Source organism: Streptomyces sp. NPDC102259 (genome assembly GCF_044766465.1).
Lineage (GTDB): Bacteria > Actinomycetota > Actinomycetes > Streptomycetales > Streptomycetaceae > Streptomyces.
Map to the genome: position 1 here is coordinate 1 of NZ_JBIWMA010000035.1, position 24,896 is coordinate 24,896.

Below are 24,896 nucleotides of genomic sequence, written 5' to 3' on the forward strand. Positions count from 1 at the left end.
GAGCACGGTGGTCATCGGTCACCGCCGCTTCCCGGCGTGAGGTCGAGGACGGCCTCGACGCTCCATCCTCCGCCGGCCGTCGGTCCCGCGCTGACATCGCCGCCGTACAGAGCCGCTCTCTCCCGCATGCCCACCAGGCCATGTCCTTCCTCGTTCGGCGGCCCGGGCGATGTGTCCGAGCCGGTGTCCTGGACCCGGATGGTCAGCCGGCTGTCCTCGACGAGGATCGCCAGGTGCACCCGGGTGTCGGTGTCGGCGTGCTTCAGGGTGTTGGTGAGGGCTTCCTGGACGATGCGGTACACCGTCAGCTGCACCCCGCCGTCCAGGGCGTCGACGTCGCCGGAGGTCCGGTAGACGACCTCCAGTCCGGCCGCGCGCACCGTGGCGCACAGGGGCGCCGATGTCCGTTTTCGCGGGCTCCGCAGTGGTTGCAGCAGGCTTCGCGGCGGGCATCCGACCACCGCGAAGCCGACTCACCCACGCGCCGCACCGGCGAGGCGGTTACGCCGCCTCTAAGGCCGGGTTGTTCATTCCTCGTGTCCGGTCACCTCGAGGGCCGGCGCCCAGCGCGGGATTTCGCCCGTCCCGGAGACCAGACGGATGTTCTTGCTGTAGCCGTACTCGCGCAGGGTTTCCGCCGCGGTCTCCCGGCCGAAGCCGCTCGCACCGACACCGCCGAACGGCACGCCCGTGAAGTTCCGGTTGTAGTTGTTCACGAAGACGAACCCGGTGTGCAGGGCGCGGCTGACCCGCAGCGCGCGCTCTGAGTTCGGCGTGAACACCGCGGCGACCAGGCCGAAGTCGGTGCCGTTGGCGATCCTGACGGCCTCGTCCTCGTCGCGGAACGGGATCATCGAGATGACCGGGCCGAAGATCTCCTCCTTCGCGATGCGCATGTCCGGGCTGACGCCGGTGAACAGCGTCGGTGCGACATAGAAGCCTCCTGCCAGCTCCGGGTCGTCGGGGAGCGGCGCCTGTGCGGCGATCGTGGCCCCCTCCTGGACGCCGATGTCGATGTAGTCGAGCACCCGCTTGCGCTGGGCGGCGGACACCATCGGTCCGATGTGCGTGCCGGGGTCGGCGCCGTTGCCGACACGCAGCCGCGTCACCGCGTTGCCGTAGCGGCGCGCGACCTCGTCGTAGATGTCGGCGTGTACCAGGACGCGGGACGCCGAAGTGCAGGCCTCACCCTGGTTGAAGAGACCTCCCTCGATCGCCCACGGCAGCGCGAGGTCGAGGTCCGCGTCCTCGAAGATGATGAACGGGTCCTTGCCGCCAAGCTCCATCAGGGTCGGGGTCAGGTTGTCGGCCGCCGTCTTGATGACGGAGACGCCGGTGGTGGGCGACCCGGTGAACGAGACCTTGCCGACGAGCGGGTGCCCCGCGAGCTGCGACCCGATCGGGCCGGTGCCAGGAATGATGTGCACCACGTCGTCGGGCAGGACGGACTGGATGATCTCCACCATGCGCAGGGCCGACAGCGGGGCCTGCTCCGGCGGCTTGATCACCACCGCGTTGCCGACGGCCAGCGCCGGGGCCAGCTTGCTCGCGGTGTGGATCGGCGGCCAGTTGAACGGCACTATCGCGCCGATGACCCCGTAGGGCTCGAGCACCGTGATGTCCAGCAGACTTCCGCCGTCGTTGACCTGGCCGGGCATGGAGTCGCACAGGCTCGCGAAGTACTCGAAGATCCCGATCGCCGCATTCACGTCCCAATTGCGCGCCTGGGAAAGGGTTTTGCCGTTGTCACTGCACTCCAGGACCGCGATCTCGTCGGCGTGCTCGCGCACCGCCTGGGCGACCTTCCGCAGCCAGCTGCCGCGTTCACGGGCGGTGCGGGCCTTCCAGGAGAAGTGCGCGTCGTACGCCGTCTGAACAGCCTGGTCGACTTCCTTGTCGCCTGCGCCCTGCACGACGGCGAGCGGCGCGCCGGTCGCGGGGTTGTCGACGGTGAACTGATCGGCGGCGTCCTCGGACGACCACCGGGTGCGGATCGTGCCTTCGGGTTGTGACGACCTTGCCATGGTTCTGCTCCGTTCAAGGATTTGCCGTGGGGGGACGACTCGCTCGCCAGAGCGATGACGGTGGCCCCGGCGTGCGGAGCGAGTTGCACGACGAGAGAACCCACTCCGCCCACGGGCCCCGGAGACGACGACTGTCTCGCCGTCTTCAGGTCAGCTGATCAGTCGGTCTACTGGCCGTCTTCGGCCAGGATCCTGTTGCGTACGCCGGCGAGGGCTCCCGCTATCGCGCCCGCGGGCCTGCCGAAGGTGGACGCCGAGAACTGGGCGGGGCCGGTCTTGGCCGTGAAGGAGTGCGGGTAGGCGAACTCCCGGAGTCCTTCCTCGCCCTGCTTGCGCCCGTAGCCGCTGTCGCCGCGACCGCCGAAGGGCACGGCGGGGTTCATGGAGAACACCAGGGCGTCGTTGATGCTGGTCATTCCGACGCGGAGTTGACGGGCGATGGCTTCGCCGCGGTCGCGGCTGAAGACGGCGCTGCCCAGTCCGTACCGCCCTGCGTTGATGTGCGCGACGGCCTCCGCCGTGTCGGTGACCTTGACGACGGCCAGCGTGGGCCCGAACGTCTCCTCCGTCACCGCCAGAGCGTCGGGGCTCACGCCGACGAGGATGGTGGGAGTGACATAGCGTTCCCCCACCGCCTCGGTGCCACCGACAGTGGCTGTCGCGCCGCGATCGAGAGCGTCCTGGATGTGCTCCCGGATGATCGGGATCTGGGTGGGCAGGGGAACCGGCCCGATCTCCGCGTCCTCGCCGCTGCCGACGCGTACCTGCTTGGCGAGGTCGCTGATCTTCTCGACGAACTCGTCGTGAACCGACTCGGCGACGTAGGCCACTTCGAGGCTGATGCAGCCGTGGCCGGTGTTCTGGATGGCGCCCCAGACGACGTGCGTGGCGGCTTCGTCCAGGTCGGCGTCCTCAGCCACGATGACGCCGTCCTTGCCCCCGAGTTCCAGCAGTACGGGGGTCAGCGTCTGCGCGCACTGGGCGGCCACCGTCTTGCCCGTGGTGACGCTGCCGGTGAACGCGAGCTTGTTCAGGCCGGCCTCGATGAGCGCTCCGCCGGTGGCCCCGAACCCGTTGAGGCACTGGAGAACGTTCGGGAAGTCGGGGACCGCACGCTGCCAGGTCCGGACGATCCACTCCCCGACGCCGGGCGTGATCTGGCTGGGCTTGAGGATGGCGGCGTTTCCGGCCGCGATCGCCTCGATCAGGATGGCCCCCGGCGTCAGGAGAGGGAAGTTCCACGGGCCGATGACACCGACGACGCCGTAGGGCTGGTATTCGATCCACGCTCGCTGGTTGGGCACGGTGGGGCTGGCGGGGAGCTCCCGGCGTCCCAGTACGCGCTCGGCGTTCTCGATGGCGTACTGCACATGCTCCAGAATCCCGAGCACCTCGACGCGGGCGTCGTCCAGAGGCTTGCCGTTCTCGGTGTGGATGAGGGCGGCCCCCTCCTCGCCGCCTACGGCTATCTCCCGCCGCCACGCGCGCAGTCGCTCCGCGCGGCCCTCGAATCCGAGGTCCCACCAGGGCCCTGCGGACGAGCGTGCGGCAGCGACAGCCGCGACCGCCTCTTCCTTGCCGGCCACGGGGTACCGGGCGAACTCCGCCCCGGTGGCCTGATCGACGGTGACCACCTGGTCCCCGTTCTGGCCGATGACTCCGTCACGCGTGATCGTCGGAGTGTTGTTGATCATGAAATGTCCCACTTTCTTGCGACCGCCGACACCCGAGCAGCACCCTGCGGGTGGTGGCAGATGGGGGGCGCGGTCTTCGGCGCGATGAAGGGCCGCCGCGTGACAGCGGGGGCGGGGGCGCGCCGACATGAATGACTTCAGCGAAGGCTGACGAGCCTGACAAGAATTAGACTATCAACCGGCTGTGTGATGTCAAGCGTTTGATAGCTAGCAGGATTCTTGTGACTCGCGAGCCGGCGGCGGGTGAACACGCCCCTCGGTTTCTCATGCCGGGCACCACCTGGTCCGGGGATTGCCGGTTCAGACCAACAACCCGGAGCACCTCGCCCAGTTCACCGCCCTAGTCCCGCGGCTCCGTGTAGCGGGCCGCGGGTGTCGACTGGTTGCCACCCCTGAGGAAAGCGGCCTCTGCGGCGAGCAAGGCATCCAGGGCCGAGTCCTGGCCCTCAAGACCAGGGGCACAGACGGTCTCACCGAGACGCAGCCCGGCCAGGCTGGCCGCTGCGACGTCCTCGGGCGACATCGCCCAAGGGATGCTGCGGCCGGCGCCGCTGTTCCACTCTGTTGCCACAACGCCGGGGCACACCACCTGGACGCGAACCGGGGTGTCGGCGAGCTCACCGGCGAGGGTGCGCGTGAAGCCCAAGGTGGCGGCCTTCGCGGCGACATACAGAGTGCGCCGGGGTGCTCGCGAGTCAGCGAGGCCCGCACTGAAGGCGAGGAGCGAGGCTACGGTGACGATCACACCTTCGCCCGCCGCGAACATTCCGGGGAGTGCGGCGTGGACCAGCCGGACGGGGGCGACGGCGTTGAGGGTGAGCAGGCGGTCGATGTCGGCAGCGTCGACGTCGACGAGCGGGGCGTAGCCGCCGGCGCCGGCATTGCTGATCAGCATGCGCACGTCCCCGGCGGCCAGCCGGTCGGTGACAGCGGCGATGCCGTCGTGGGTCATGAGGTCGGCGGGCAGTACCTCGACGGCCGCTCCATGGGCGCGGAGTTCCTGGGCAAGATCGGCGAGCCGGTCGGCGCGTCGCGCGACCAGGACGAGGTCGTGATCGTCCGCCAGGAGGCGGGCGTAGGCGGCGCCGATGCCGGAGGAGGCGCCAGTGATCAAAGCGAGGGGGCGAGTCATGGAATCAGGGTTCATCAACCTCTAGGCACATGTCAAACATTTGATGCCTCTGAAGTGTCGTATCCTTCTCGCGTGATACGCAATGACGAGGAGCCGGTCGGGCTCGGCGCGCTTGACCGAGTGACCTGGGCGTTGCGCCGCGCGGAGCTGGCGGTGCAGAGCCTCAAGGAGCAGCGGTTGCGCCCGCTGGGCATGCTGGCGGCGCACTACACGCTCCTGATCTCCGTGCACGACGAGCCGGGGTTGACCGGCGCCGAACTTGCCCGCCGCCTCAACGTGACCCCACAGGCCATCGCCTCACTGGTGGCCCGCCTGGAGGGTCGCGGACAGTTGGAGAGACGTGAGCATTCGCGCCACCGGCACATCCAGGAGCTGCACCTCACCGACGCCGGTCGGGAGGCGTTGCGCGCGGCCGACGCGGTGATCGCCGACATCGAGCGGCAGGTCACCGATGGTCTTGGCTCGGAGACAGCTCAACTGCGAGCGCTGCTCGACCGAGTGGCCGAGGCGGTTCGCGAGGTCTCGGCCGACGGTCCGATCGAGAGAGATTCACGCACTTGATGACAATCAACCACTTGACAAGCACCAGGTGCCGTATTCTCGCCGGGTGACAAAGGATGATGAACGGTCGATCCCTGCCGAGCACCTGACCCGGGTGACCTGGGCACTGCGGCGGGCGGAGTGGGCCGTGCAGGCCCGCAAAGAGCAACGGCTACGACCGCTGGGCATAGCGGCCGCGCAGTACACCCTGCTGATCTCCGTCCACACCGATCCCGGCCTGACCGGCGCGGAACTGGCCCGCCGCCTGAACGTCACTCCGCAAGCAGTGGCCTCCCAGGTGGCCCGCCTGGAGGAGCGGGGTCAACTGGAACGCCGATCGCACCCGCGCCACCGCCACGTGCAGGAGTTGCACCTCACCGACGCCGGCCGCGACTCCCTGCGGGATGCCGAGGCCGTGATGATGGACATCGAACAGCAGATCGCCGAGAAGCTCGGTGCGAAGAAGGCCGCACAGCTGAGGGCACTGCTGGACGAGGTGGCCGACGTGGTCCGGGAGGCGTGAGACGGTACCGCCGTCGGCGGCCGCCGCGCGCCTCGTCGCCGGGCGGGCTGGTGCACTGCTACGCGGCGGGAGCTTCGTCGGCCGTGCCCACCCCGGTGTGGGACCGGCCGCTCACCACTCGGTGCGCCGGGGACCCTGCGGCTGCTGGAAGCGCTTGTGCGGGGGTTACGGCGCCGTCACCAGGCCGGGCGGAGGCTGCGGGGGGAACGTGTATGGGGCCGGTGCCGCGTGAAAGCGGCCGTCCCGTGCCGCGGTTGGTGTGCGCGATGATCTCCGACGTGATGGAGATCGCTGTCTCCTCGGGCGTCAGGGCTCCGATGTCCAGGCCGATAGGTGAGTGCAGACGCGCCAGTTGGTCCTGGGAGACGCCGGCTTCCCTGAGCAGGTCGACGCGACGCTCGTGGGTGCGTCGCGAGCCCATGGCGCCGACGTAGCCGACGGGGAGGGTCAGTGCCAGAGACAGCAGGGGGATGTCGAACTTGGCGTCGTGGGTGAGGACGCAGACGGCGGTGCGGGCGTCGGTCTCGGTGGCCTCGAGGTAGCGGTGGGGCCACTCGGTGACGACCTCGTGGGCGTGCGGGAAGCGGGCCGGGGTGGCGAAGACCGGGCGCGCGTCGCAGACGGTCACCCGGTAGCCGAGGAAGCTCCCCGCCCGGCTGAGAGCGGCGGCGAAGTCGACGGCGCCGAAGATCAGCATGCGGGGGCGGGACGCGTGCACGTGGACGAGGACGGTGAGCTTGCGCGGGCAGGTGCCGTTGTCCGGGTTCTCTGCTTCTCCCTCACCGCCGCCGACCTCGATCGAGGCGGTACGGCCCGCCCGCAGAATCGCACGCGCATGCGCTACGACCGCCCGGTCCTCGCTCTCGACCCCAAGTGTGCCGTCGTGGGTGCCCTCGGCGGGGATGTGGAGCATACGGCCGACAAGGTCACCGGGACCGTCGACGACGTGGGCGACGGCCGACGGACGCCCCGCGGTCACGGCGTCGAGGGCGGCGGCGAGAAGGGGTTGGGCGCCGGGCTCCACGCGCTGTACCAGGACACCGATCTCTCCGCCGCAGGTCAGGCCGGCGGCGAAGGCATCCGAGTCGGAGTACCCGAAGGCAACACGTGCGGGGGCAGAGCGGTCTGCCAGCACTTGGCGGGCCAGTTCGTACACCGCTGCTTCGACGCAGCCGCCGGAGACGCCACCGACCGCGTTGCCGTCGGCGTCCACGGCCAGTGCGGTGCCGACCGGCAGAGGTGCGCTGCCTCTGACGTCGATGACGGTGGCGAGGGCGAACGGCCGGCCCTCGTGGCACCAGTCGTGCAGTGTGTCCGTGATGTTCAGCATGGGGGGCTTTCCGTGAGGTGTGGGTTGACGGGCCGTCGTCGCGCCCTAGGGGAGGAAACCGCGACGACGGCCCTGGTACCCGGGTGGCCGCGTGTTGTGGGGTACACCGGCCGCCCGGGAGCTCAGAGCAGTGCTTCCGCGGTGATGGGCAGTTCGCGGACGCGGCGGCCGGTGGCGTTGAACACCGCGTTGGCGATGGCGGGCGCCACTCCGACGATGACCACCTCACCGAGTCCTTTGACGCCGATGGGGTCGGCTTCGTAGTCCTGCCCGTCGATGAAGATCGCCTTCAGGTCGGGCATGTCGGCGTGGGTCGGCACGAGGTAGTCGGCGAAGTTGGCGTTGACGATCAGGCCATCGCGGTGATCGGTGACCGTGTGTTCGAGGAGGGCTTGCCCGATCCCGCCCGTCATGGCTCCGATGGCCTGGCTGTCGGCGAGTCTCGGGTTGACGATCCGGGCGGCGTCGTACACGCCGAGCATGCGCCGGACCCGCACCAGGCCGAGCCGGGCGTCGACAGCCACCTCGGCGAAGAGCGCGGCGTAGGCGTAGAGGGAGAACTTCTCCGGCTCCGACGGCCCGGCGTACGAACCGAGCACTTCGAGATGGGTGCGGTCGTTGCGGGCCAGGAGCCGCTGGTACGTCTCCCCGCGGGTGGGCTCGTCCTTCGCGTACAGCCGACCGCCTCGTACGACGATGTCGGCGGCGTCGACGCCGTGCAGCGGTGATCCCTCATCGTTGACCGCGAGTGCGATCGCCTGCCTGCGCAGCTTGTCGCAGCCGTCCTGGACGGCGGATCCGACGCTGGCCATGGTCTGCGAACCGGCGTGGACGGGGGCCGGAGGCATGAGGGAGTCACCGAGCCGGAAGGTCACCTGGCGCATCGTCAGGCCGAGGGCGTCGGCGGCGACCTGGGACATGGACGTGGCCGTGCCCGGGCCCATGTCGCTGGTCGCGGACTGCACCAGGGCGGTGCCGTCGGCGTCGAGCCGGACCGAGGCCTGGGCCTCGCTGCGCATGGTGTCGTAGACACCGGCGGCCATGCCCATCCCGATGAGCCAGTCACCGTCACGCGTCGAGCGCGGCTCGGGACTGCGCCGGTGCCAGCCGAACTCGCGGGCGCCGGTGCGGTAGCACTCGCGCAGACGGCGGGTGGAGAACGGCAGTCCGCTGGACTCGTCGGCAGCCGGTTCGTTGCGCAGCCGCAGTTCGATCGGGTCGATGCCCAGCTCGTGGGCGAGTTCGTCCATGGCCGACTCGACGGGGTAGGCACCGCTGGCGTAGCCGGGGCCACGCATGAACCACGGCGTGCTCACGTCCAGCGGGACGTGGTGATACGCCTGGCGGACGTTGGGGGTGCTGTAGAGCATCCGGCCCGGGACGAGAACGCTCTCGCTGTACGTCTCGTAGCGGGAGGACTCGGCGCGGACGTCGTGCGTCGACGCGGTCAGCCGGCCCCGCCGGTCGGCGCCCAGTCGCAGTCCGTACTCGTACGCGGGCCGGTATCCCACGGTGAAGTACATCTGCCTGCGGGTGAGTACGAGTTTCACGGGGCGTTTCACCTCGCGCGCGGCCATGGCCGCGATGACGGAGTGCACCCAGGCGCGGGCGGCGTTGCCGAAGGCGCCGCCGATGAACGGCGAGATGACGCGGATGTGGTCCGGCGGGATGCCGAACTCGCCGGACAGGGTGAACACGGTGCCCAGCACGTACTGGGTCTTCTCCCAGACGGTCAGCCGGTCGCCGTCCCAGCGGGCGACGATGCCGGCCGGTTCCATCGGGTTGTGGTGGTTGCGGGCAGTCCGGTACGTCGTCTCCAGCCGGACGGGGGCGGAGTCCAGGGCCCGGTCGGCGTCGCCGCGTGCATAGGTCTGGGTTTCGCCGGCGGCGTCGGCGACGCTGATGTCGGTCGAGGACGTCTCGGCATCGTAGGAGACCTTCACCAGGCTCGCGGCGTGCTGCGCGGTCTCCAGCGTGGTCGCCACCGCGACCGCGACGGGCTGTCCGAAGAACTGGACCCGGTCGTCCTGAAAAGCACGCAGCGGTTTGCCCGGCGGGAACCGCCCTTCCACCGGCGGCAGCTTTGGCGCGTTGAGGTGGCTGATCACCTTCAGGACGCCGGGCTGGGCTTGGGCCGCGCGGGTGTCGATGCCGATGACCCGGCCCCGACCGATGCTGCTTTCCACGATGACCGCGTGCACGACCCCGTCGGGACTGTTGTCGGCGGCGTACTTGGCTCCCCCTGTCACCCTCAGCCGTGCGTCGACCCGGGGCACAGCCGCACCGACGGCTGCCTGCGGCTGGCTCACTTGGTGCCTCCTACGATGCGCAGCTGGCGTTCGACGGTACGTTTGAGCAGCTCGGCCTTGAAGCCGTTGTGGGCGAGGGGGCGCGCTCCCTCGGCCGCGTGCTCGGCGGCCTCCGCCCACAGCCGGTCGGAGGGGCGTTCGCCGATGAGGTGGCGCTCGACGGCGGGCAGTTTCCAGGGCACGGTGCCCACGCCGCCGGCGGCGACCTTCGCCTCTCGGATGACGCCGCCACGGATGTGCAGCGCGACCGCGGCCGACGTGAGCGCGAACTCGTAGGACTGCCGGTCGCGCACTTTCAGGTAGCCGGACCTCAGTGGGCGCGGAAAGGCGGGGATCTCCACAGCGGTGATCAACTCACCCTTGCGCAGGGCCTGTTCGCGGTTCGGGGTGCTGCCAGGCCGCAGCAGGAAGTCGGCGAAGGCAATACGGCGTTCCCCGTCCTGGCCCAGCACGTGCACCGTCGCGTCCAGTGCCGCGAAGGCCACGGCGACGTCGGAGGGATGGGTGGCCACGCAGGCGTCGGAGGTGCCGAGGATCGCGTGGCTGCGGTTGTAGCCGTGCAGCGCGGCGCACCCGGAGCCGGGCTCACGCTTGTTGCAGGCGGCGGTCACGTCCCGGAAGTACGTGCACCGGGTGCGCTGCATGATGTTGCCGCCGATGGTCGCCATGTTCCGCAGCTGGGCCGACGCGCTCAGCTCCAGCGCCTCGGAGACGACGGGGTACAGGACACGCACCTTCGGGTGGGCGGCGGCCTCGGCCATGCGGACCAGGGCGCCGATGCGCAGGCCCCCGCGCTCGGTGACGATGACCTCGCGCAGCGGCAGGGAGCTGATGTCGACCAGCACGCCGGGGCGCTCTACGGTCTCCCGCATCAGGTCGACGAGCGTGGTGCCGCCGGCGAGGTAACGCCCGCCGCGCCAACCGGCGCTGAGGGCCTCGCGCATGTCCGCGGCCTTGGCGTAGGTGAAGGGATGCATGGGGATCAGCCCTTCCGGCCGGCGGCGGCCTGCTCGACCGCGCGCTCGATCTTCACGTAGCAGCCGCAGCGGCAGAGGTTGCCGCTCATCCACTCCCGGATCTCCGCCCTGGAGCCGGTGTGACCCTCCTGGATGCATCCGACGCCCGACACGATCTGGCCCGACGTGCAGAAGCCGCACTGGAAGGCGTCCTGATCGATGAACGCCTGCTGCAGTGGGTGAAGTCGGTCGCCCTTCGCCAGGCCCTCGATCGTGGTGACCTCGGCGCCCTCCAGGCGCACCGCCAGCGTCAGACAGGAGTTGACCCGGCGGCCGTCGACCAGGACCGTACAGGCGCCGCAGGCACCGGCGTTGCAGCCCTTCTTGGAGCCGGTCAGGTCGAGATGCTCGCGCAGGAGGTCCAGCAGCGAGGTGCGGTTGTCGATCGTGACGGTGTGCCGGACGCCGTTGACGGCCAAGGAGACCCGGCTGCCGGGCGACACCTCGTCGGCCACGCTTTCCTCGTCGGCGAGCGCGGGCGGTCCCGCGACCAGGCCGCCCACCACGGCAGCTCCTCCTGCGGCGGCGGTCGTGGCGATGAACGTACGCCGGGTGGGCGCGAACGGGGGCCCGACGGAGGAAGTCTCTGCTTCAGCGGGATGTTGGGTGGACATGTCCACTCTCCCTCGATGGGGTGCGGGTGGTGGGTGGGGGGGGCGTGTCGGTGGCCGAGGGCACGGCACGGGCGACACCGCCGACCGAGGAGTCACCGGTGATCAAGGCCAGGGTTCTGGACACAGGCCAAGCATTAACCTCCTGATTCAAATCAAACAAGCGTGGGTGTATCAACCACCTTTACAACTCCATGAGTGAATGACTGGACGAGCGTGTCCGGGACGGGAGTCGCTCAGGCGGGGGCACAGGGCCGGGACGGCCACGTCGGCACCGTCCACGGCCCAGGTCCGGCCGCCAGGATTTCTTCGGACCGCACATACCAGGGCAGGGGGCGGTGACCGTATGGAGCGACTTCATCGGGCGGAATCGACGGTGATGAGGGCGCACAGGACGAGGCACAGCCCGGCGAGCGCCGCCAGGGCCCATTCGAGAACGGTGAGCATCTGCATGCCGTCGACGATCCCGCCGGACACACGCGCCCACCCTCGGCCGCCGGGCCGGTCCGAGGCGGCCGGCATCGGCCCGCGGGCCGACCCACTGCCCGGCCGTATCTACGTACCCTTTGCGGCGTGGAACCTGATACTCCGCTCCGCCCGGCCGTCCGGCGCGCCATCACAGTCCCCCTCTGCGCAGGCCTGGCCATGATGTGGCTGTTCGACCTGGTGACCTACTACAACCCACAGGACCGCTGGTCGAACTGGCTGCCCCTGGTTTCCGGACCCCTCGCCGCCGTACTGCTCCTTCCCGCGCGCCGGCCGGGTCCCGAATGGCGGGCCGGCGCCGCCGCGCTGGGCTCCCTGGCCCTGACCCTGGGCCTGGGTGTGTATGCCCCGCTCGCCAGCGGCACGTGGAGCCTGCTGGAAACGGTCGCCCTGCTCGCGCTGCTCCCCCGGACCGCGCGGCGGGTGGAGCGCCCGGCCACCGCCGTGACGCTGTCCGCGGCGCTGGCTGTCGCGGTGATCACCCTGCCGCTGCGCTATGGCGCGGAGCACGGCTTCTTCAGATACTCCTTCGTGCTGACATTCGCCGTCGGCGCCGCCGTGGGCCTCGGTTGCTATCTGCGCCTCCTGGACGCCCGCCGGGCCCGGGCCGTGGCCTCCGTACGCCAGAGTGAGCGCATGGAACTCGCCCGGGACCTGCACGACTTCGTCGCCCACCACGTCACCGGCATCGTCGTGCACGCCAACGCCGCACTGACGATCCAGGAGACCTCTCCGGAGCAGATCAAGCCGCTGCTGGAGGGCATCTCCCGAGTCGGCGGGGAGACCCTGGACTCCATGCGCCGCCTGGTGCGGGTGCTGCGCGAGGACGACCACCAGGCCACCCGTCCGGGTGAGCTACTGACCGAACTGGACTGCTTGGTCTCCGCGTTCGCCGAGAACGGAACCGACGCGGCGCTGTACGTCGCGCCCGAGGTGCGCGGGATCCGGCTGGCCCCCGAGGTGGAGACGTCCGTCCACCGCGTGGTGCAGGAGGCGCTGACGAACGTGCGCCGCCACGCCCACAGTGCGGACGGGATCGCGGACGATCAGGAGATGGTCCGCACCGGCTTCCGGCTGATCCTCGGCACCCAGCCCGACCTCGAAGTGATCGGCGAGGCCGCCGACGGCGCCGAGTGCGTCGAACTCGCCCGCAGGATGCGCCCCGACGCGTGTCTCGTCGACATCCGTATGCCCAGGCTGGACGGTCTGGAGGTCACCCGGCCCTGGCCGGGCCGGGCGTCACCGACCCGATGCGCGTGGTCGTGGTGACCACCTTCGACCAGGACGACTACGCCTACACCGCCGTGCGCAACGGCGCCTGCGGCTTCCTCCTCAAGGACGCCGGCTCCACCCTGCTGATCGAGGCCGTGCGTTCCGCCGCCCGCGGGGATGCACTGATCTCCCCCGCCGTCACCGTCCGGCTGCTCAAGCACCTCGCCGGACAGCAGCCGCCGGAAGTGGTCCGGCATCCGCTCTCCGAGCGGGAACTCGACGTCGTACGCCTGATGGCGGTGGGCCGCACCAACCAGGAGGTCTGCGGCGAACTGTTCGTCTCCCTGGGCACGGTCAAGACACACCTGGCCAACATCAAGGACAAGCTCGGCGTGCGCAACCGCGTGGAGATCGCCGCCTGGGCCCGGGACAGCGGACTCGTACGCGACCACCAGACGCCGCCCCCCTGACCTGTGGGTCGGCCCCGGCCCCACGCACCATCACTTCCAACGGGGCCGTGGGACAACCGCAGGAGAAGGCACATCAAGGCCTCTCTGCGAAGCCACCCGGATCACGCCACCCCGGAGTCCGCACCACGCGGATCCAATGGCGGCGGCAGGGCATCAGGATTGAGCTCGGCAAGCACACGGAGCAGCAAGGAATGAATTGCCGTCTGCTCGGCGGGGGCGAGGACCGCGAGCGCCTCCGTGTCCAGTCGCTCCACCAGCTCCCGCGCCCGATCGGCGAGCTTCGCGCCGCTGTCGGTGATGGTCAGTTGCACGGTTCTCCGGTTCGAAGGATGCTCGCGGCGCGCCAGAAGGCCGCGGTCGACCAGCGCGTTGACGGCGGCGCCCATGGACTGGGGCGTCAAGCCGGTCCGACGCGCGATCTCCGCCACGGAGGTTCCCGGCGTCCAGCCGACATGCTGCAACGCGTTGTGCTGCGCCGCCGTGAGGTCGAGCGAACGCAACGCTCTCTCGAGCCGCGTTCCCATCACGTGGACCACCTGCCATGCCAGGTAGCCCACGCGCGTGGACGGATCTGCGTACGTGCGGCTCACGAGCGGCTCCGACAGTAAGGTACCTGATATTTCTGTGATACAACTATAAGGTACCTTCTAATTGGCGATGGAGAACCTTCCCCATGTCCACATCACCCACCGCTTCCCCCGAGGCGCGCCCTGCGCCCCACCACCACGCGATGGACACCGCTCCAGCGCCGCTGGGTGCCACCGGAGCGAAGGGAGTGCTGCTACCGGTCGCGATCGTGCTGGTCATCGGCTCGATCTTCGTCAGCGTGTTCCTGGCCGCCTTCCACGCCCCCCGGCCTCATAACCTTCCGGTCGCCGTCGTCGGGACGACCCAGCAGGTCGAACAGGTCACCGGAGGGCTGGAGCTCGGGCTGTCCGGCGGCTTCGAGGTGAAGCGCTACGCCGACGAGAACACGGCCCGCCACGCACTGCAGGACCGCAAGGTGTACGCCGCCTATGTCACCGGCCCCGAGAAGTCCTCCACACTGCTGTATGCCGGAGCCAACGGCCCTTCGGTGACCTCGACGGTCACCGGCGCCTTCTCCGGTGTCGCCAAGGCGAACAATGACCGACTGACCGTGCGGGACCTCGTGCCGGCCTCGGCGGGCGACACCCGCGGTCTGTCGGTGTTCTACGCCGGGTTCGGCGTCGTGCTGGCCGGATTCCTGTTCGGCATGATGACCTACCAGATGGCTCCGCGACTGGAGTACCGGTGGAGACTGGCCAGCCTGGCCTCCTTCAGCGTCCTCGCCGGCGTCCTCGTGGCGGGGATGGCCGGCGACCTCGGCTTCGCGGCACTGCCCGGCTCCTTCCTTGGCATCGCGGGGATCATCGCCCTGATGGCCGCGGCCGTCGGCAGCGCGACCATGTTGTTCATGCGTCTCTTCGGCCGCGCCGGGATGTCGCTGGCCGCCGTGGTCCTGCTGACCTTCGGCAACAGCACGAGCGGTGGCACGCTGCCCACCCCCTACCTGCCGGACTGGCTGCATCCGCTCTCGGAGGTCCTCCCGGTGGGAGTCGGCGTACGAGCCGTCCAGGGGTTGTCCCACTTCAACAACGACGGTCTCACCGCGGGTATCACCGTCCTGGTGGCATGGATCCTCGTTGCCGCCGTGGTGCTCTTCTGGCTCGATGCCCGCGGACCCCGCCGCGCAGCCATCGACTGACCCGGCTACCCGGTAACGCCCCGGCGAGCAACACACCTCGCTCTCGTAGACTGCGGCCGTGACCGACGCCGCGTTCCCCACCACCGGATACCTCGCCTGGCAGTTCTCCCAGATCATCGCCGGACGGCTGGAGCGGGCACTGCGCGCGGAAGACCTCACACTGGCGCAGCACAACGCTCTGCAGCAGGCCCTCTGGACGCCAGGCGTGTCCTCCGCCGAGATCGCGCGCCGCTCGGGCATCACGGCCCAGTCCATGGGAGCCGCAGTGAGTCAGCTCGTCGAGAGAGGACTACTACGACGTGAGCCGCACCCGACCAGCCGCCGCAGCGTGCGCCTGTTCGCGACCAGCGAGGGAGAGGCGACTGCCGCTCGTGCCGCTTCGATCGCCCGGCGGATCGAACGGGAGACGACCTCACCTCTCTCCCCGGACGACAAGGACAGCATTCACCGTCTGCTCTACCGCTTGGTCGAGGAACTGAACCCCGATGCCCTCGCCATCGACGGTCGCCCCTTGAACTAGCCCTGGAGCACTGACTGTCCGGCCGATGCAGCTGTCGGCTCCGCCGCCTCGATGTGAGCAAGAGACAAGAGACAGGGCGAGGCTGAGCAACGGAGAGCCATGAACCGTGCCAGAAGCCGTCCGCCGTCGAACGGACCCACCCGCGGTCGCCCTCGCAGCGAAGCCGTGGAACAGGCCATCCTGGAGGGAGTGATGAACCTCCTGGAGGACGGCGTTCCACTGGGCGATCTCTCCGTCGAGCGCATCGCCCGCACCGCCGGCGTCGGCAAAGCGGCCATCTACCGCCGCTGGAGCGACAAAGAGGATCTGTTCGTCGACGTCATACGCGCCGCCGATTCCGCCGAACCCGAACTCCCCGGCACCTCGATGCGCGACGACCTCGTCGTTCTGCTGGAGTCGCTGCGGCAACGCAGCCTGGTCGGCCGATTGTTGGCGATCCTGCGCAACGCCCACGCCCAGACGAGGAGCAGCCCGAAGATATGGGCCGCCTACCACGCCGGCGTGATCACTCCCCGGCGTGACCTCGGACTGGCGATCCTCCGTCGAGGCCGGGAGAACGGGGAACTTCGTACGGACGTCGACCTGGAACTGGCAGTCGAAATGGTCGTCGGTCCGCTGCTCATCCGCTCGTTCGCCGGCCCCGACCACCCAGACCTCCCTGACGGACTGGCCGAGCAGATCGTCGACACCGTGCTCCACGGCCTACGGCCCGTCAACTCCCTGAGCGCTTGATCAGGATGGGCTGCCGGAGCTGTGAGGCGACAAGGCCGCGGGCCTCACGCGAGGGGTCGAAGGAAATCTGCTGAGGAACGGTATCGGCGTCGAGGAGGTCGTCGCCTCTGAGCGCAAGACCGGTCAGGCGTCCGCGTTGCAGTCCGGCGGCGTCCATCAGCTGGTAGGCGACGGTACGCAGGTCGTCATCGTGCGCGGAGGGCTCGGACAGACGACGGCTCTTCTCCCAGCGGGCGGTTCCGGCGAACGTCAGACTCAGAGTCAGCGCCTGAGGGGCCTGGCCGCGGCGGCGCAGCAGCCGTCCCAGACGGACGACAAGCTCGAGCAATGCCGCACGGGCTTGAGCGCCGTCCAGGGTATGCCGGGCAAAGGTGTAACGGACAGTCGCGGAGGCAGGCAAGGTTGCGGGAGACGACGGGGCGGGGGTCGATACCTCGGGCCCGTTCGGACGCCAGGCGGCCGGCGCGGCCTCCCAAGAGGCGCTGGACCGTGGCCATGGGCACGGCGGCGAGCAAGCGCCCGGTGTGGACGCCGTAGTCGTGGAGTGCGTCCGCCTGGCGAGGACCGACGCCGTGCAGGGCGTCGACAGGCAACTCGGCCAGCCAGTCGACAGCTTCGTCGGGAGCGATGACCAGCACGCCGCCGGGCGTGGGAACCTGGGCGGAGGCGGTTGTGGCCGTGCTGATCACTGGACCGATTCCGATGCGCAGGTCGACGCCGTGCCGGGTCAGCGCTCGCACACGCAAGATTTCTCCGAGACGGCGGGCATCGGGACCGTGATAGCGCAGGGCGCCCTTCAGGTCGACGAGCGCTGCGGTGGGCGGGAGAGCCTGCACGACCGGGGACAGCTCCGCCATCTGCTGGCCACGACGACGATCACGCCGAAAGCCGGAGTGGACCGGGAGCCCGCCCGGGCACCGGTCCGGCGTCGGACGGTCCGGACGATCAAGGTGTACTGGCCGGTCGGGACGGCGACGCTGGCCGCGTGCGCGGCGGGCGGCCTCGAGGCGCTGCGCGCCGACGAGTCCTTCGCCTCGCTGCTGCGGGTCCTGGAGAGCTCCCCCGAGCTCGGGGACTTCGGCGTGTACGGCGACGTCTTCGAGGTGGCCCTGGGCGCGGAGGGCTTCACCGTCCGGCCCGGCGCCCGTCCCTCCCTCGGCTCGGTCGGCGGACGGTTCCTCTCCTCGACCCTCGCCGTCACCACCTACGTCGACGCCACGGCGGACGACGACGACCTGGCGCGGATCCTCGCCCGCCTCGCCGACGCCCATCCCTGGGAGACTCCGGTGATCGAGCTCTCCGCCCCGCTGGACCTCGTCTCCCGGGCCTGACCCGCCTCCCCCGAGCCCGTCGCAGGCAAGCGGCACCCGGCGCCCTGCACGCGCTGCAGCTGGTGCGCGACCAGCCCGACGCGCATTCCTCACCCCTCGAAAGTGGCCTCACCCCGCCGCATGCCGTTGCGATCGCCCCACGGCTGTATCCCCGCCGTCCAGGTGCGGTGGGGATACGGCCGCCCGGCGGAGTCGGCCGGCACGGTCGCTTCCGCCGCCGAACCGGCCGAACCGGCCGTGCAGTTGAACAACACCGAGAAAGAGGACCAGCACGCATGACACGAGCACGCATGACACCCGAACCGGCCACGGTCACCGAACCGCCGCTGTGGGCCCTGCACCGGAAACTGATCGGCATGACGGTCCGCACCGACCTCACGCACGCTTTCCGTCCCGGTCAGCCGCACTTTCCGGCCTTCCCGGACGAGAAGCGTGAGATGCCCTTCGACATGTCCCGCGGCGACGGGTTCAACGTGCACCGGTACACGATCGTCGGACAGTGGGGCACCCATGTCGACCCGCCCGTGCACTTCGTCGCCGGCGCCCGTCCCCTGGACGAGATACCCGTCGACGAGATGATCCTGCCGCTCGTCGTCCTCGACATCGCCGGGCGCGTCGCCGCGGACCCGGACGCCGTACCGACGCTGGACGACGTGGCGGCCTGGGAGGCGCGTCACGGCCGGATTCCGCAAGGGTCGTTCGTCGCGCTGCGCACCGGCTGGAGCCGCCGCTGGCCCGACCCGGCCGCCATGGCCAACAAGGACGAGGCAGGCCTGAGTCACTACCCGGGCTGGTCCGCCGAGGTGCTGCGCTACCTCTTCGAGGAGGCCGGTGTCACCGCGATCGGGCACGAGCAGACCGACACCGACCCCGGACTGGCCACCTCGGCGGGTGACTTCGGCCTGGAGAGCTACGTCCTGCGCCGGGACCGCTGGCAGATCGAGCTGATGGCCAACCTCGACGAGGTACCGGAGGCGGGGGCACTGATCGTCGCCACCTGGCCCAAGCCGCAAGGTGGTTCCGGCTTCCCCGCCCGTGTCTTCGCCCTGCACCACGAGGGCTGAACGCGGTGCCGACCGGCAGATCACCGGCTCGCTATAGTGCAGAGGTGACGACGAACGGTCCCGCACCCGGACAGTCGGGCCCGGGAACGGCCTCCTCGCTGCGTATGGCTCTGCGGATGGTCAACACCGTGCTGGACCGCGAAGCCTCTGCCCGGACCGGCTTCAACGTCAGCAGGCTCGCCGAAGAGGTCGGCGTCGAGCGCAGCAAGGCGTCACGCACCACCCAGGACCTGTGCGACACGGGCTTCCTCGAACGCCGCGACGACGCGACGCTGCGCGCCGGCAAAGCCTTCTTCGTCACGGCCGCGTCCTTGCACCCCGGCCTGCTCCGCCGCAGCCGCCCGCTCCTGCGCCGCATCGCCGTCGCGCACGGCGCAGGCGCACGGCTCTCCGTCCGCGACGGCGTCCAGGTCCGGCTGCTGCGCGCCGCGTCCGCCGCGGGTCACACCCAGGAGTGGCAGGGCCGGGCGAGTCTCGTCACCCCGTGCTGGTGCACCGGCGCCGGCCGCGCCCTCCTCCTGGACCACACCACCGAGGAGATCACCGCGCTGCTCGACGGCTACGAGCTGATCGGCGTCGGCGGCCCCGACGCGGCCCACTCCGCCGGGGAACTCGCCGCCGCCAACGACCGCGACCGCCTGCGTGGCTTCGTCGCGGCGCACGGCGAGTTCGAACACGGCGTCACCGAGTACGCCGTACCCGTGCGTGACAAGAACGCACACATCCGGGCCGCTGTCTCGGTCGTCGGCAGACGGCAGGACCTGTTGCCCCAGGAGCGGACGATCCGCAGGAGCCTCACCGCGGCCGCCGAGGCACTGGCGGAATGCCTCGACGGTGACGGCACACCGCAGTAGCACGCTGGGCTGCGGTGAGGCTCGAGTCGGGCGCCGTCCGGGCAGGGCACCCAGGTGCGTGCCCTCGCCTACGCCGGTACCACGTAGCCCAGTTGGTCCGGCCGTGGCTTCGGGCGGAGAAGACGGCCGTCGCCCCGCGCGCTGCGCGACGCGGACGACGGCCGCTTCACCGCCTGTGGTCGGACGCCGTTACTGAAGGAGTCAGAACCAGCTCTGCGCGGTCACCGTCATGGCGCAGGCCCTGCCGTTGAGAGCGTAGGAACTCGGCGGAGCGGCGTTGCCGGTGTGGGTCGCCTGGAATCCGATGTCGACGGACGCGCCTGGAGCGATCGTGGCGTTGTGGGCGACGTTCCTGGCCGTCACCTGGCCGGAGGCGGGCGAGTAGTCCGCGTTCCAGCCGGCGGTGACGGTCTGGCCGGCGGACAGGGTGAAGACGAGGGACCAGCCGTCGATCGTGGTGGTGCTGGTGTTGGTGATAGATGTTCGACGACAGGCCGGTGTTCCAGGCGCTGACGGTGGTGGTGACCCGGCAGGTCGCCGTCCCGGGCGGCGGGGTGGAGGTCTGGAACTGCGTGAAGAACTTCCACACCTCGGCCGGCAGCCAGGTCCTGGCTCCGCTGTCACCCCCGGCCCCGTCCTGCGGAGCGGCGATGTGTCCTTCGTCGAACGCGGCCCAGACGACCGGATGCCCGGCCGAGCAGCCCGCATAGGCGGTGACCCGGTGCGTCAGGCTGCCCTGGGCCGGCTCCGGCGGGTTCTGGGTGGCGCAGCCGTTGTTCCGGACGAACCTGTCCCGCAACGCCCGTCCGCCGGAGATGCCGAGGACGTTGTCCCTGAGGCCGTGCACCCCGAGGTAGGCGATGGGCTGGGTGCCTCCGCTGCAGCCGCTGAGCTGGCCGCCGCTCTGGACCGCGACCGCGCGGAAGACCGTCGCGCGGGAACAGGCGAGCGCGTACGACATGGCGGCGCCGTAGCTGAACCCCAGGGCGAAGCGCTGTGTCGTGTCGACGCACAGATCCGCCTCGATCCGCCTGAGCATGTCGTCGACGAAGGTGACGTCCTCCCCACCGGCATTGGCCCAGCCGTTGTCGAGGCCTTGGGGCGCTACGAAGATGGTGCTGTCGTTCGCCAGTCGCTGGAGTCCGTAGTAGGCCCAGGTGCCCGTTTCCACGGTGCGGCCCGTAGCAACGTCGGTGGAGGTGCCGCCCAGCCAGTGGAACCCGAAGACCAGCCGGTGGGCTCGGTTGCGGTCGTAGCCGGCGGGGATGCGCAGGATGAAGTTCCGGTTCTTGCCGCCGCTCTGGATCGTGTGCGTTCCGCTCGTCAGTGCGGGTGTCTTGCCGCAACCGGAGCTCGGGGCGGCGGTGCCTGCGGATGCGGCTGCCGTGCCGGAGGCCGTGCGCGGGGTCCTCTCGCCCTGGGCGCGGCCCAGGGCGGTGCCTCCCAGGCTCAGGACGACCAGCACCGCGATCACGGCGGAACATAAGAGGGATCTTGTCCTCGTCATCGTGAAACTCTCCTTCTGAAGCCGTGGTTGCTCACGCGCGGGTCCACTTCTGGTTGGCCTGGCCAGTGCAGCTCCACAGGACCAGCGGGGTTCCGTTGGCGGTGCCGGCCCGGTCGGCGTCGAGGCACAGCCCGGCGTGGACATTGCGGATCGACCCGTCGGAGCCGACGGTCCACTTCTGGTTGTCCTGTCCGTTGCAGGGCCAGGTGATGACCCGGGTGCCGTTGGCGGTGCCCTGGTCGTAGGCGTCCAGGCACTTGTCGCCGAAGACGCGGATCTCGCCGCCCGCCCATGTGGTCCACGACTGGTTGGCGGCCGTGTGGCAGTCCCAGATCAGTGCCGTGGCGCCGGAAGCGGTGGAGGCGTTGTCCACGTCCAGGCAGCGGCCGGAGGCGTTGCCGCGCAGCCGCGAGGTGGTGGCGGCCGACGGGCTGCCACCGCTCACCCGGAACACCGCCACGCCGTGCGCGGGGACGCTCGCCGAGATCTGCCCGGACGTGCTCGACGTACCACCGGTCCACAGGTCGGCGAGGGTGAAAGGCCCGCCGGACAGACCGACTTGAGCGGCCGTCGTGGCGACCGTCGCCGGGTCGCCTCCCCGGTTGAACAGGCCCACCGCGACCGAGCCGTCGGACATCTGCTTGGCGAACACCTCGGTGCTGCCGTCGTCGCGCACCCTGCGCCCGCCCGCGCCCAGCGGATCCTGGTTCACCGCCAGCAGCCGCGGGTTGCGCAGGATCGCGCTCACGTCGGCGGACATCGTGCGGATGTCGTTGCCGGCCATGAGCGGTGCGCCCAGCAGCGCCCACAGGGCGAAGTGCGAGCGGGACTCGGTCAGTGACAGGCCGGGGCGGCCGACGACCAGCATGTCGGGGTCGTTCCAGTGCCCCGGGCCCGACTGCGCCGCCAGCGGCGCGGTGACGTCCAGGACGTTGCCGACGCCCATCGGATAGCTGTTGGTGTTGCCGTTCTGCCAGATGTCGAGCAGGTCCTCGGTCGTCCGCCACAGGTCGGCGACCTCGCCCCAGTTGTAGGTGGCGCCGGTGATGGCGTGCAGGCTGTTGGGGTTGATGCTGTAGACGATCGGCCGCCCGGTGGCCCGCAGGGCGTCGCGCATGAGCGTGAACCGCGCGACCTGCTCGTCGCGGGTACCGCTGGAGGAACACCAGTCGTACTTCAGGTAGTCGACACCCCACGAGGCGAACGCGGTGGCGTCCTGGCTCTCGTGCCCCCTGCTGCCCGTGGACCCCGGGTAGCCGCCCGTGGCCTGAGCGCAGGTGCGTTCGCCCGGCACCTGGTAGATGCCGAACTTCAGCCCCTTGCCGTGGATGTAGTCCCCGAGCGCCTTCATCCCGCTCGGGAACTTGGCCGCGTTGGCCCGCAGGTTGCCGGCCGCGTCACGCTGCGGGTCGAACCAGCAGTCGTCGACCACCACGTACCGGTAGCCGGCATCCCGCATGCCCGAGGACGCCATCGCGTCGGCAGCCTGGCGAACCTGCGCCTCGGTGATCCCGCACCCGAAGCTGTTCCAGCTGTTCCAGCCCAGTGGCGGGGTGAGCGCGGGGCTGCCGGGCGCGGCCGAGGCGGTGGAGTGAGCGGATGCGGTCACGGCCGCGGTGACCGTCAGCGCGGCCGCCGCGAGGAGGCGGAGCAGTCGTCCACCTGATCGTCTGGGCACCAAGTGCTCCCTTTCGCGGAAGGGTGCCATGGGCGGGTGACGCGAATATCGATGTCACGTCCATGACACTGCAGAGCAGAGAAGGTCGGTTCGAAATTTCGATAGTCATTCGGAAACTCAAGGCCTCACGGATACTAAAGAGGCGATTGAACATGTCAACCCCAACGCCGAAGCGCCTCCATGATTCAGCCATACGGGCCTGCCGAAGGTGGCCGATCCGCACCATCTGGGCAATTGGCCTGCGGCGACACCGAATCGAATATCTCGAATGTTTCGAAGCTTCTGACGATTCATGCGCGAGGAGTTGACGGGATTCACCGGCCCTCTATCATCCAAAATGCTCGACAAGCCGAAACATGTTCGAAATCTCGTATGCGGAGCAGCCGCTCCGCGCGAACCAGCAGGGCAACTCCGGACAACTCCCACCGCCAACGGCTGGGCCACAGAAGGAGAACGCCACTCGTGCAGATGTCATGGACTCATCACATCCTGTCCCGTCGCCGCGCACTGACGACCGCCACCGGCGTGGCCGCCGGCGCCCTGCTTCGTCCGACGGCGGCCCACGGCACCGCCTCCGCACAGGGGCCGGTCCTCGCGACCGCGGCGGCCTTCACGAACCCGGTGATCTGGCAGGACTTCGCGGACATCGACGTCATCCGCGTCGGTGACACCTTCTACGCCTCGGCCTCGACCATGCACTACTCGCCGGGCGCGCCCGTCCTGCGTTCGTACGACCTGGTCAACTGGGAGATCGCCGGTCACTCGGTGCCCGTGCTCGACTTCGGCGCCAAGTACGACCTGAACGGTGCCCGCGGCTACGTCAGAGGGATCTGGGCGTCGTCGCTGGCCTACCGGCCGAGCAACAGAACGTTCTACTGGCTCGGCCAGATCGACTTCGCCCGCACGTACGTCTACACCGCCACCGCCGCCGAGGGGCCGTGGAACAGGCTGACCACGATCAGCACCCCCTACTACGACGCCGGGCTGCTCGTCGACAGTGACGACACCCTCTACGTGGCGTACGGGAACACCACGATCAGCGTGGCCCAGCTCTCGCCCGACGGCCGCAACCAGGTCCGCACGCAGCAGGTGTTCACCGCTCCGTCGAGTGTCGGCACCCTCGAGGGCTCCCGCTTCTACAAGATCAACGGGCAGTACTACATCTTCCTGACCCGCCCCGCGAACGGCCAGTACATCCTCAAGTCGTCGAGCGGCCCCTTCGGTCCCTACACGATGCGGCAGGTCCTCCTCGACCTGCGCGGGCCGATCCCCGGCGGTGGCGTCCCGCACCAGGGCGGGCTGGTGCAGACCCAGAACGGCGCCTGGTACTACCTGGCCTTCGTCGACGCGTACCCCGGTGGCCGGACGCCCGCCCTGGCGCCTGTCACCTGGACCGCGGACGGCTGGCCGGTCGTGCAACTCGTCAACGGCGCATGGGGCACCTCGTATCCGAGTCCGGCCGTGCCCACCCCGCCCCGCCAGGTCACCCCCATGACCGGCGTCGACACCTTCGACGGCACGGCCCTCAAGCCGAGGTGGGAGTGGAACCACAACCCGGACGACACCAAATGGTCGGTGGACAACGGCCTGACCCTGCGGACCGCGACGGTCACCAACGATCTCTACTGGGCCCGCAACACCCTCACGCACCGCATCCAGGGCCCTACCTCCACCGCCACGGTCCAGCTCGACCACACCGCGATGCGGGACGGCGACCGGGCCGGACTCGCGCTGCTGCGTGACTCCTCCGCCTGGATCGGCGTCAAGCGCGACGGCGGTACGACCCGGGTGGTGATGGTCAACGGGCTGACCATGGACACCAACTGGAACACCACCGGCACCGGCACCGAGATCGCGAGCGCGGCCGTCCCGGGCAGCCGCGTCCGGCTGCGCGCGAGCGCCGACATCCGTCCCGGCACCGGACGCCTGGGCACCTTCTCCTACAGCACCGACGGCACGACCTTCACCCGCCTCGGACCCGCCTTCTCCCTGGGCAACGACTGGCGGTTCTTCATGGGCCACCGATTCGCCCTCTTCAACCACGCCACTCAGGCGCTCGGCGGCGCGGTCCGCTTCACACGGTTCGAGCTGACCACGCCCTGAAGAGATCCACCGATCGCACCAAGCAACCCCCCAC

General features: G+C 69.8%; 20 protein-coding genes and 3 pseudogenes. 11 read left to right on the forward strand and 12 right to left on the reverse strand.

Annotation, left to right across the window (positions count from 1 at the left end):
• Positions 1–11 precede the first annotated feature (11 nt).
• The 4 genes and pseudogenes from ACIRPU_RS40885 to ACIRPU_RS40900 all read right to left on the reverse strand — a co-directional run.
• Positions 12–392 (reverse strand): annotated as a pseudogene (locus tag ACIRPU_RS40885) (sensor histidine kinase); the annotation flags it as partial.
• A gap of 135 nt (positions 393–527) precedes the next feature.
• Entirely contained in the window at positions 528–2,024 is a 1,497-nt protein-coding gene (locus ACIRPU_RS40890; RefSeq protein WP_403877238.1) for an aldehyde dehydrogenase family protein, read from the reverse strand.
• A 167-nt stretch (positions 2,025–2,191) separates the two neighbouring features.
• On the reverse strand, positions 2,192–3,718 hold the full coding sequence (locus ACIRPU_RS40895) for an aldehyde dehydrogenase family protein (RefSeq protein WP_403877241.1): 1,527 nt from the start codon (positions 3,716–3,718) through the stop codon (positions 2,192–2,194).
• Between the two features lie 340 nt (positions 3,719–4,058).
• Entirely contained in the window at positions 4,059–4,850 is a 792-nt protein-coding gene (locus tag ACIRPU_RS40900; protein ID WP_403877244.1) for an SDR family NAD(P)-dependent oxidoreductase, read from the reverse strand.
• Between the two features lie 72 nt (positions 4,851–4,922).
• Between ACIRPU_RS40900 and ACIRPU_RS40905 the strand changes: the two genes are divergently transcribed.
• Positions 4,923–5,411, forward strand: a complete 489-nt coding sequence (locus tag ACIRPU_RS40905) for a MarR family winged helix-turn-helix transcriptional regulator (protein WP_403877247.1) — start codon at positions 4,923–4,925, stop codon at positions 5,409–5,411.
• A 46-nt stretch (positions 5,412–5,457) separates the two neighbouring features.
• Positions 5,458–5,913: a MarR family winged helix-turn-helix transcriptional regulator gene (locus ACIRPU_RS40910; protein ID WP_403877250.1), complete on the forward strand. Its 456-nt coding sequence runs from the start codon at positions 5,458–5,460 to the stop codon at positions 5,911–5,913.
• 58 nt (positions 5,914–5,971) lie between these two features.
• Here the strand turns inward: ACIRPU_RS40910 and ACIRPU_RS40915 are convergent, their stop codons facing one another.
• From ACIRPU_RS40915 to ACIRPU_RS40930, 4 genes are all read right to left on the reverse strand, one after another.
• Positions 5,972–7,243: an XdhC family protein gene (locus ACIRPU_RS40915; protein ID WP_403877252.1), complete on the reverse strand. Its 1,272-nt coding sequence runs from the start codon at positions 7,241–7,243 to the stop codon at positions 5,972–5,974.
• Between the two features lie 122 nt (positions 7,244–7,365).
• Complete coding sequence (locus ACIRPU_RS40920; RefSeq protein WP_403877254.1) at positions 7,366–9,552, reverse strand: xanthine dehydrogenase family protein molybdopterin-binding subunit; 2,187 nt, start codon at positions 9,550–9,552, stop codon at positions 7,366–7,368.
• The gene (locus ACIRPU_RS40925) at positions 9,549–10,529 is read right to left on the reverse strand and encodes an FAD binding domain-containing protein (RefSeq protein WP_403877257.1); all 981 of its coding nucleotides are present in this window, start codon (positions 10,527–10,529) and stop codon (positions 9,549–9,551) included. The genes ACIRPU_RS40920 and ACIRPU_RS40925 overlap by 4 nt, the downstream gene beginning before the upstream one ends.
• Before the next feature lie 5 nt (positions 10,530–10,534).
• On the reverse strand, positions 10,535–11,182 hold the full coding sequence (locus tag ACIRPU_RS40930; protein WP_403877261.1) for a (2Fe-2S)-binding protein: 648 nt from the start codon (positions 11,180–11,182) through the stop codon (positions 10,535–10,537).
• A 1,119-nt stretch (positions 11,183–12,301) separates the two neighbouring features.
• On the opposite strand from ACIRPU_RS40930, the pseudogene ACIRPU_RS40935 reads away from it, so the two are divergent.
• Together ACIRPU_RS40935 and ACIRPU_RS40940 are read left to right on the forward strand one after the other, a co-directional pair.
• A pseudogene (locus ACIRPU_RS40935) lies at positions 12,302–12,484 on the forward strand (histidine kinase dimerization/phosphoacceptor domain-containing protein); the annotation flags it as partial.
• A 234-nt stretch (positions 12,485–12,718) separates the two neighbouring features.
• A pseudogene (locus ACIRPU_RS40940) lies at positions 12,719–13,347 on the forward strand (response regulator).
• 101 nt (positions 13,348–13,448) lie between these two features.
• Here ACIRPU_RS40940 and ACIRPU_RS40945 read toward each other — a convergent pair.
• The gene (locus tag ACIRPU_RS40945; RefSeq protein ID WP_403877264.1) at positions 13,449–13,937 is read right to left on the reverse strand and encodes a MarR family winged helix-turn-helix transcriptional regulator; all 489 of its coding nucleotides are present in this window, start codon (positions 13,935–13,937) and stop codon (positions 13,449–13,451) included.
• An 83-nt stretch (positions 13,938–14,020) separates the two neighbouring features.
• Here ACIRPU_RS40945 and ACIRPU_RS40950 point away from each other — a divergent pair, with 83 nt between their 5' ends.
• The 3 genes from ACIRPU_RS40950 to ACIRPU_RS40960 all read left to right on the forward strand — a co-directional run bounded on the left by ACIRPU_RS40950 (position 14,021) and on the right by ACIRPU_RS40960 (position 16,325).
• Positions 14,021–15,073: an ABC transporter permease gene (locus tag ACIRPU_RS40950; RefSeq protein WP_403877267.1), complete on the forward strand. Its 1,053-nt coding sequence runs from the start codon at positions 14,021–14,023 to the stop codon at positions 15,071–15,073.
• Positions 15,074–15,131: 58 nt separating this feature from the next.
• Complete coding sequence (locus ACIRPU_RS40955; protein ID WP_403877270.1) at positions 15,132–15,593, forward strand: MarR family winged helix-turn-helix transcriptional regulator; 462 nt, start codon at positions 15,132–15,134, stop codon at positions 15,591–15,593.
• 99 nt (positions 15,594–15,692) lie between these two features.
• Positions 15,693–16,325, forward strand: a complete 633-nt coding sequence (locus tag ACIRPU_RS40960; RefSeq protein WP_403877273.1) for a TetR/AcrR family transcriptional regulator — start codon at positions 15,693–15,695, stop codon at positions 16,323–16,325.
• On the opposite strand, the gene ACIRPU_RS40965 is transcribed toward ACIRPU_RS40960, so the two are convergent.
• Positions 16,306–16,725 (reverse strand): hypothetical protein, encoded by a 420-nt coding sequence (locus ACIRPU_RS40965; RefSeq protein ID WP_403877276.1) that lies wholly within the window; start codon positions 16,723–16,725, stop codon positions 16,306–16,308. The two genes, ACIRPU_RS40960 and ACIRPU_RS40965, sit on opposite strands and share 20 nt — an antisense overlap.
• Positions 16,726–16,849: 124 nt before the next feature.
• On the opposite strand from ACIRPU_RS40965, the gene ACIRPU_RS40970 reads away from it, so the two are divergent.
• From ACIRPU_RS40970 to ACIRPU_RS40980, 3 genes are all read left to right on the forward strand, one after another.
• Positions 16,850–17,656, forward strand: coding sequence for a hypothetical protein (locus ACIRPU_RS40970; protein WP_403877278.1), 807 nt, complete (start codon positions 16,850–16,852; stop codon positions 17,654–17,656).
• Between the two features lie 275 nt (positions 17,657–17,931).
• Positions 17,932–18,720, forward strand: a complete 789-nt coding sequence (locus tag ACIRPU_RS40975; protein WP_403877280.1) for a cyclase family protein — start codon at positions 17,932–17,934, stop codon at positions 18,718–18,720.
• Between the two features lie 44 nt (positions 18,721–18,764).
• The gene (locus ACIRPU_RS40980; protein WP_403877283.1) at positions 18,765–19,574 is read left to right on the forward strand and encodes an IclR family transcriptional regulator C-terminal domain-containing protein; all 810 of its coding nucleotides are present in this window, start codon (positions 18,765–18,767) and stop codon (positions 19,572–19,574) included.
• A 201-nt stretch (positions 19,575–19,775) separates the two neighbouring features.
• On the opposite strand, the gene ACIRPU_RS40985 is transcribed toward ACIRPU_RS40980, so the two are convergent.
• Both ACIRPU_RS40985 and ACIRPU_RS40990 read right to left on the reverse strand, forming a co-directional pair.
• Positions 19,776–20,282, reverse strand: a complete 507-nt coding sequence (locus ACIRPU_RS40985; protein WP_403877286.1) for a cellulose binding domain-containing protein — start codon at positions 20,280–20,282, stop codon at positions 19,776–19,778.
• Positions 20,283–21,112: 830 nt separating this feature from the next.
• Positions 21,113–22,759: a glycoside hydrolase family 27 protein gene (locus ACIRPU_RS40990; protein ID WP_403877290.1), complete on the reverse strand. Its 1,647-nt coding sequence runs from the start codon at positions 22,757–22,759 to the stop codon at positions 21,113–21,115.
• Between the two features lie 468 nt (positions 22,760–23,227).
• On the opposite strand from ACIRPU_RS40990, the gene ACIRPU_RS40995 reads away from it, so the two are divergent.
• Complete coding sequence (locus tag ACIRPU_RS40995; RefSeq protein WP_403877388.1) at positions 23,228–24,862, forward strand: glycoside hydrolase 43 family protein; 1,635 nt, start codon at positions 23,228–23,230, stop codon at positions 24,860–24,862.
• Positions 24,863–24,896: the final 34 nt, after the last annotated feature.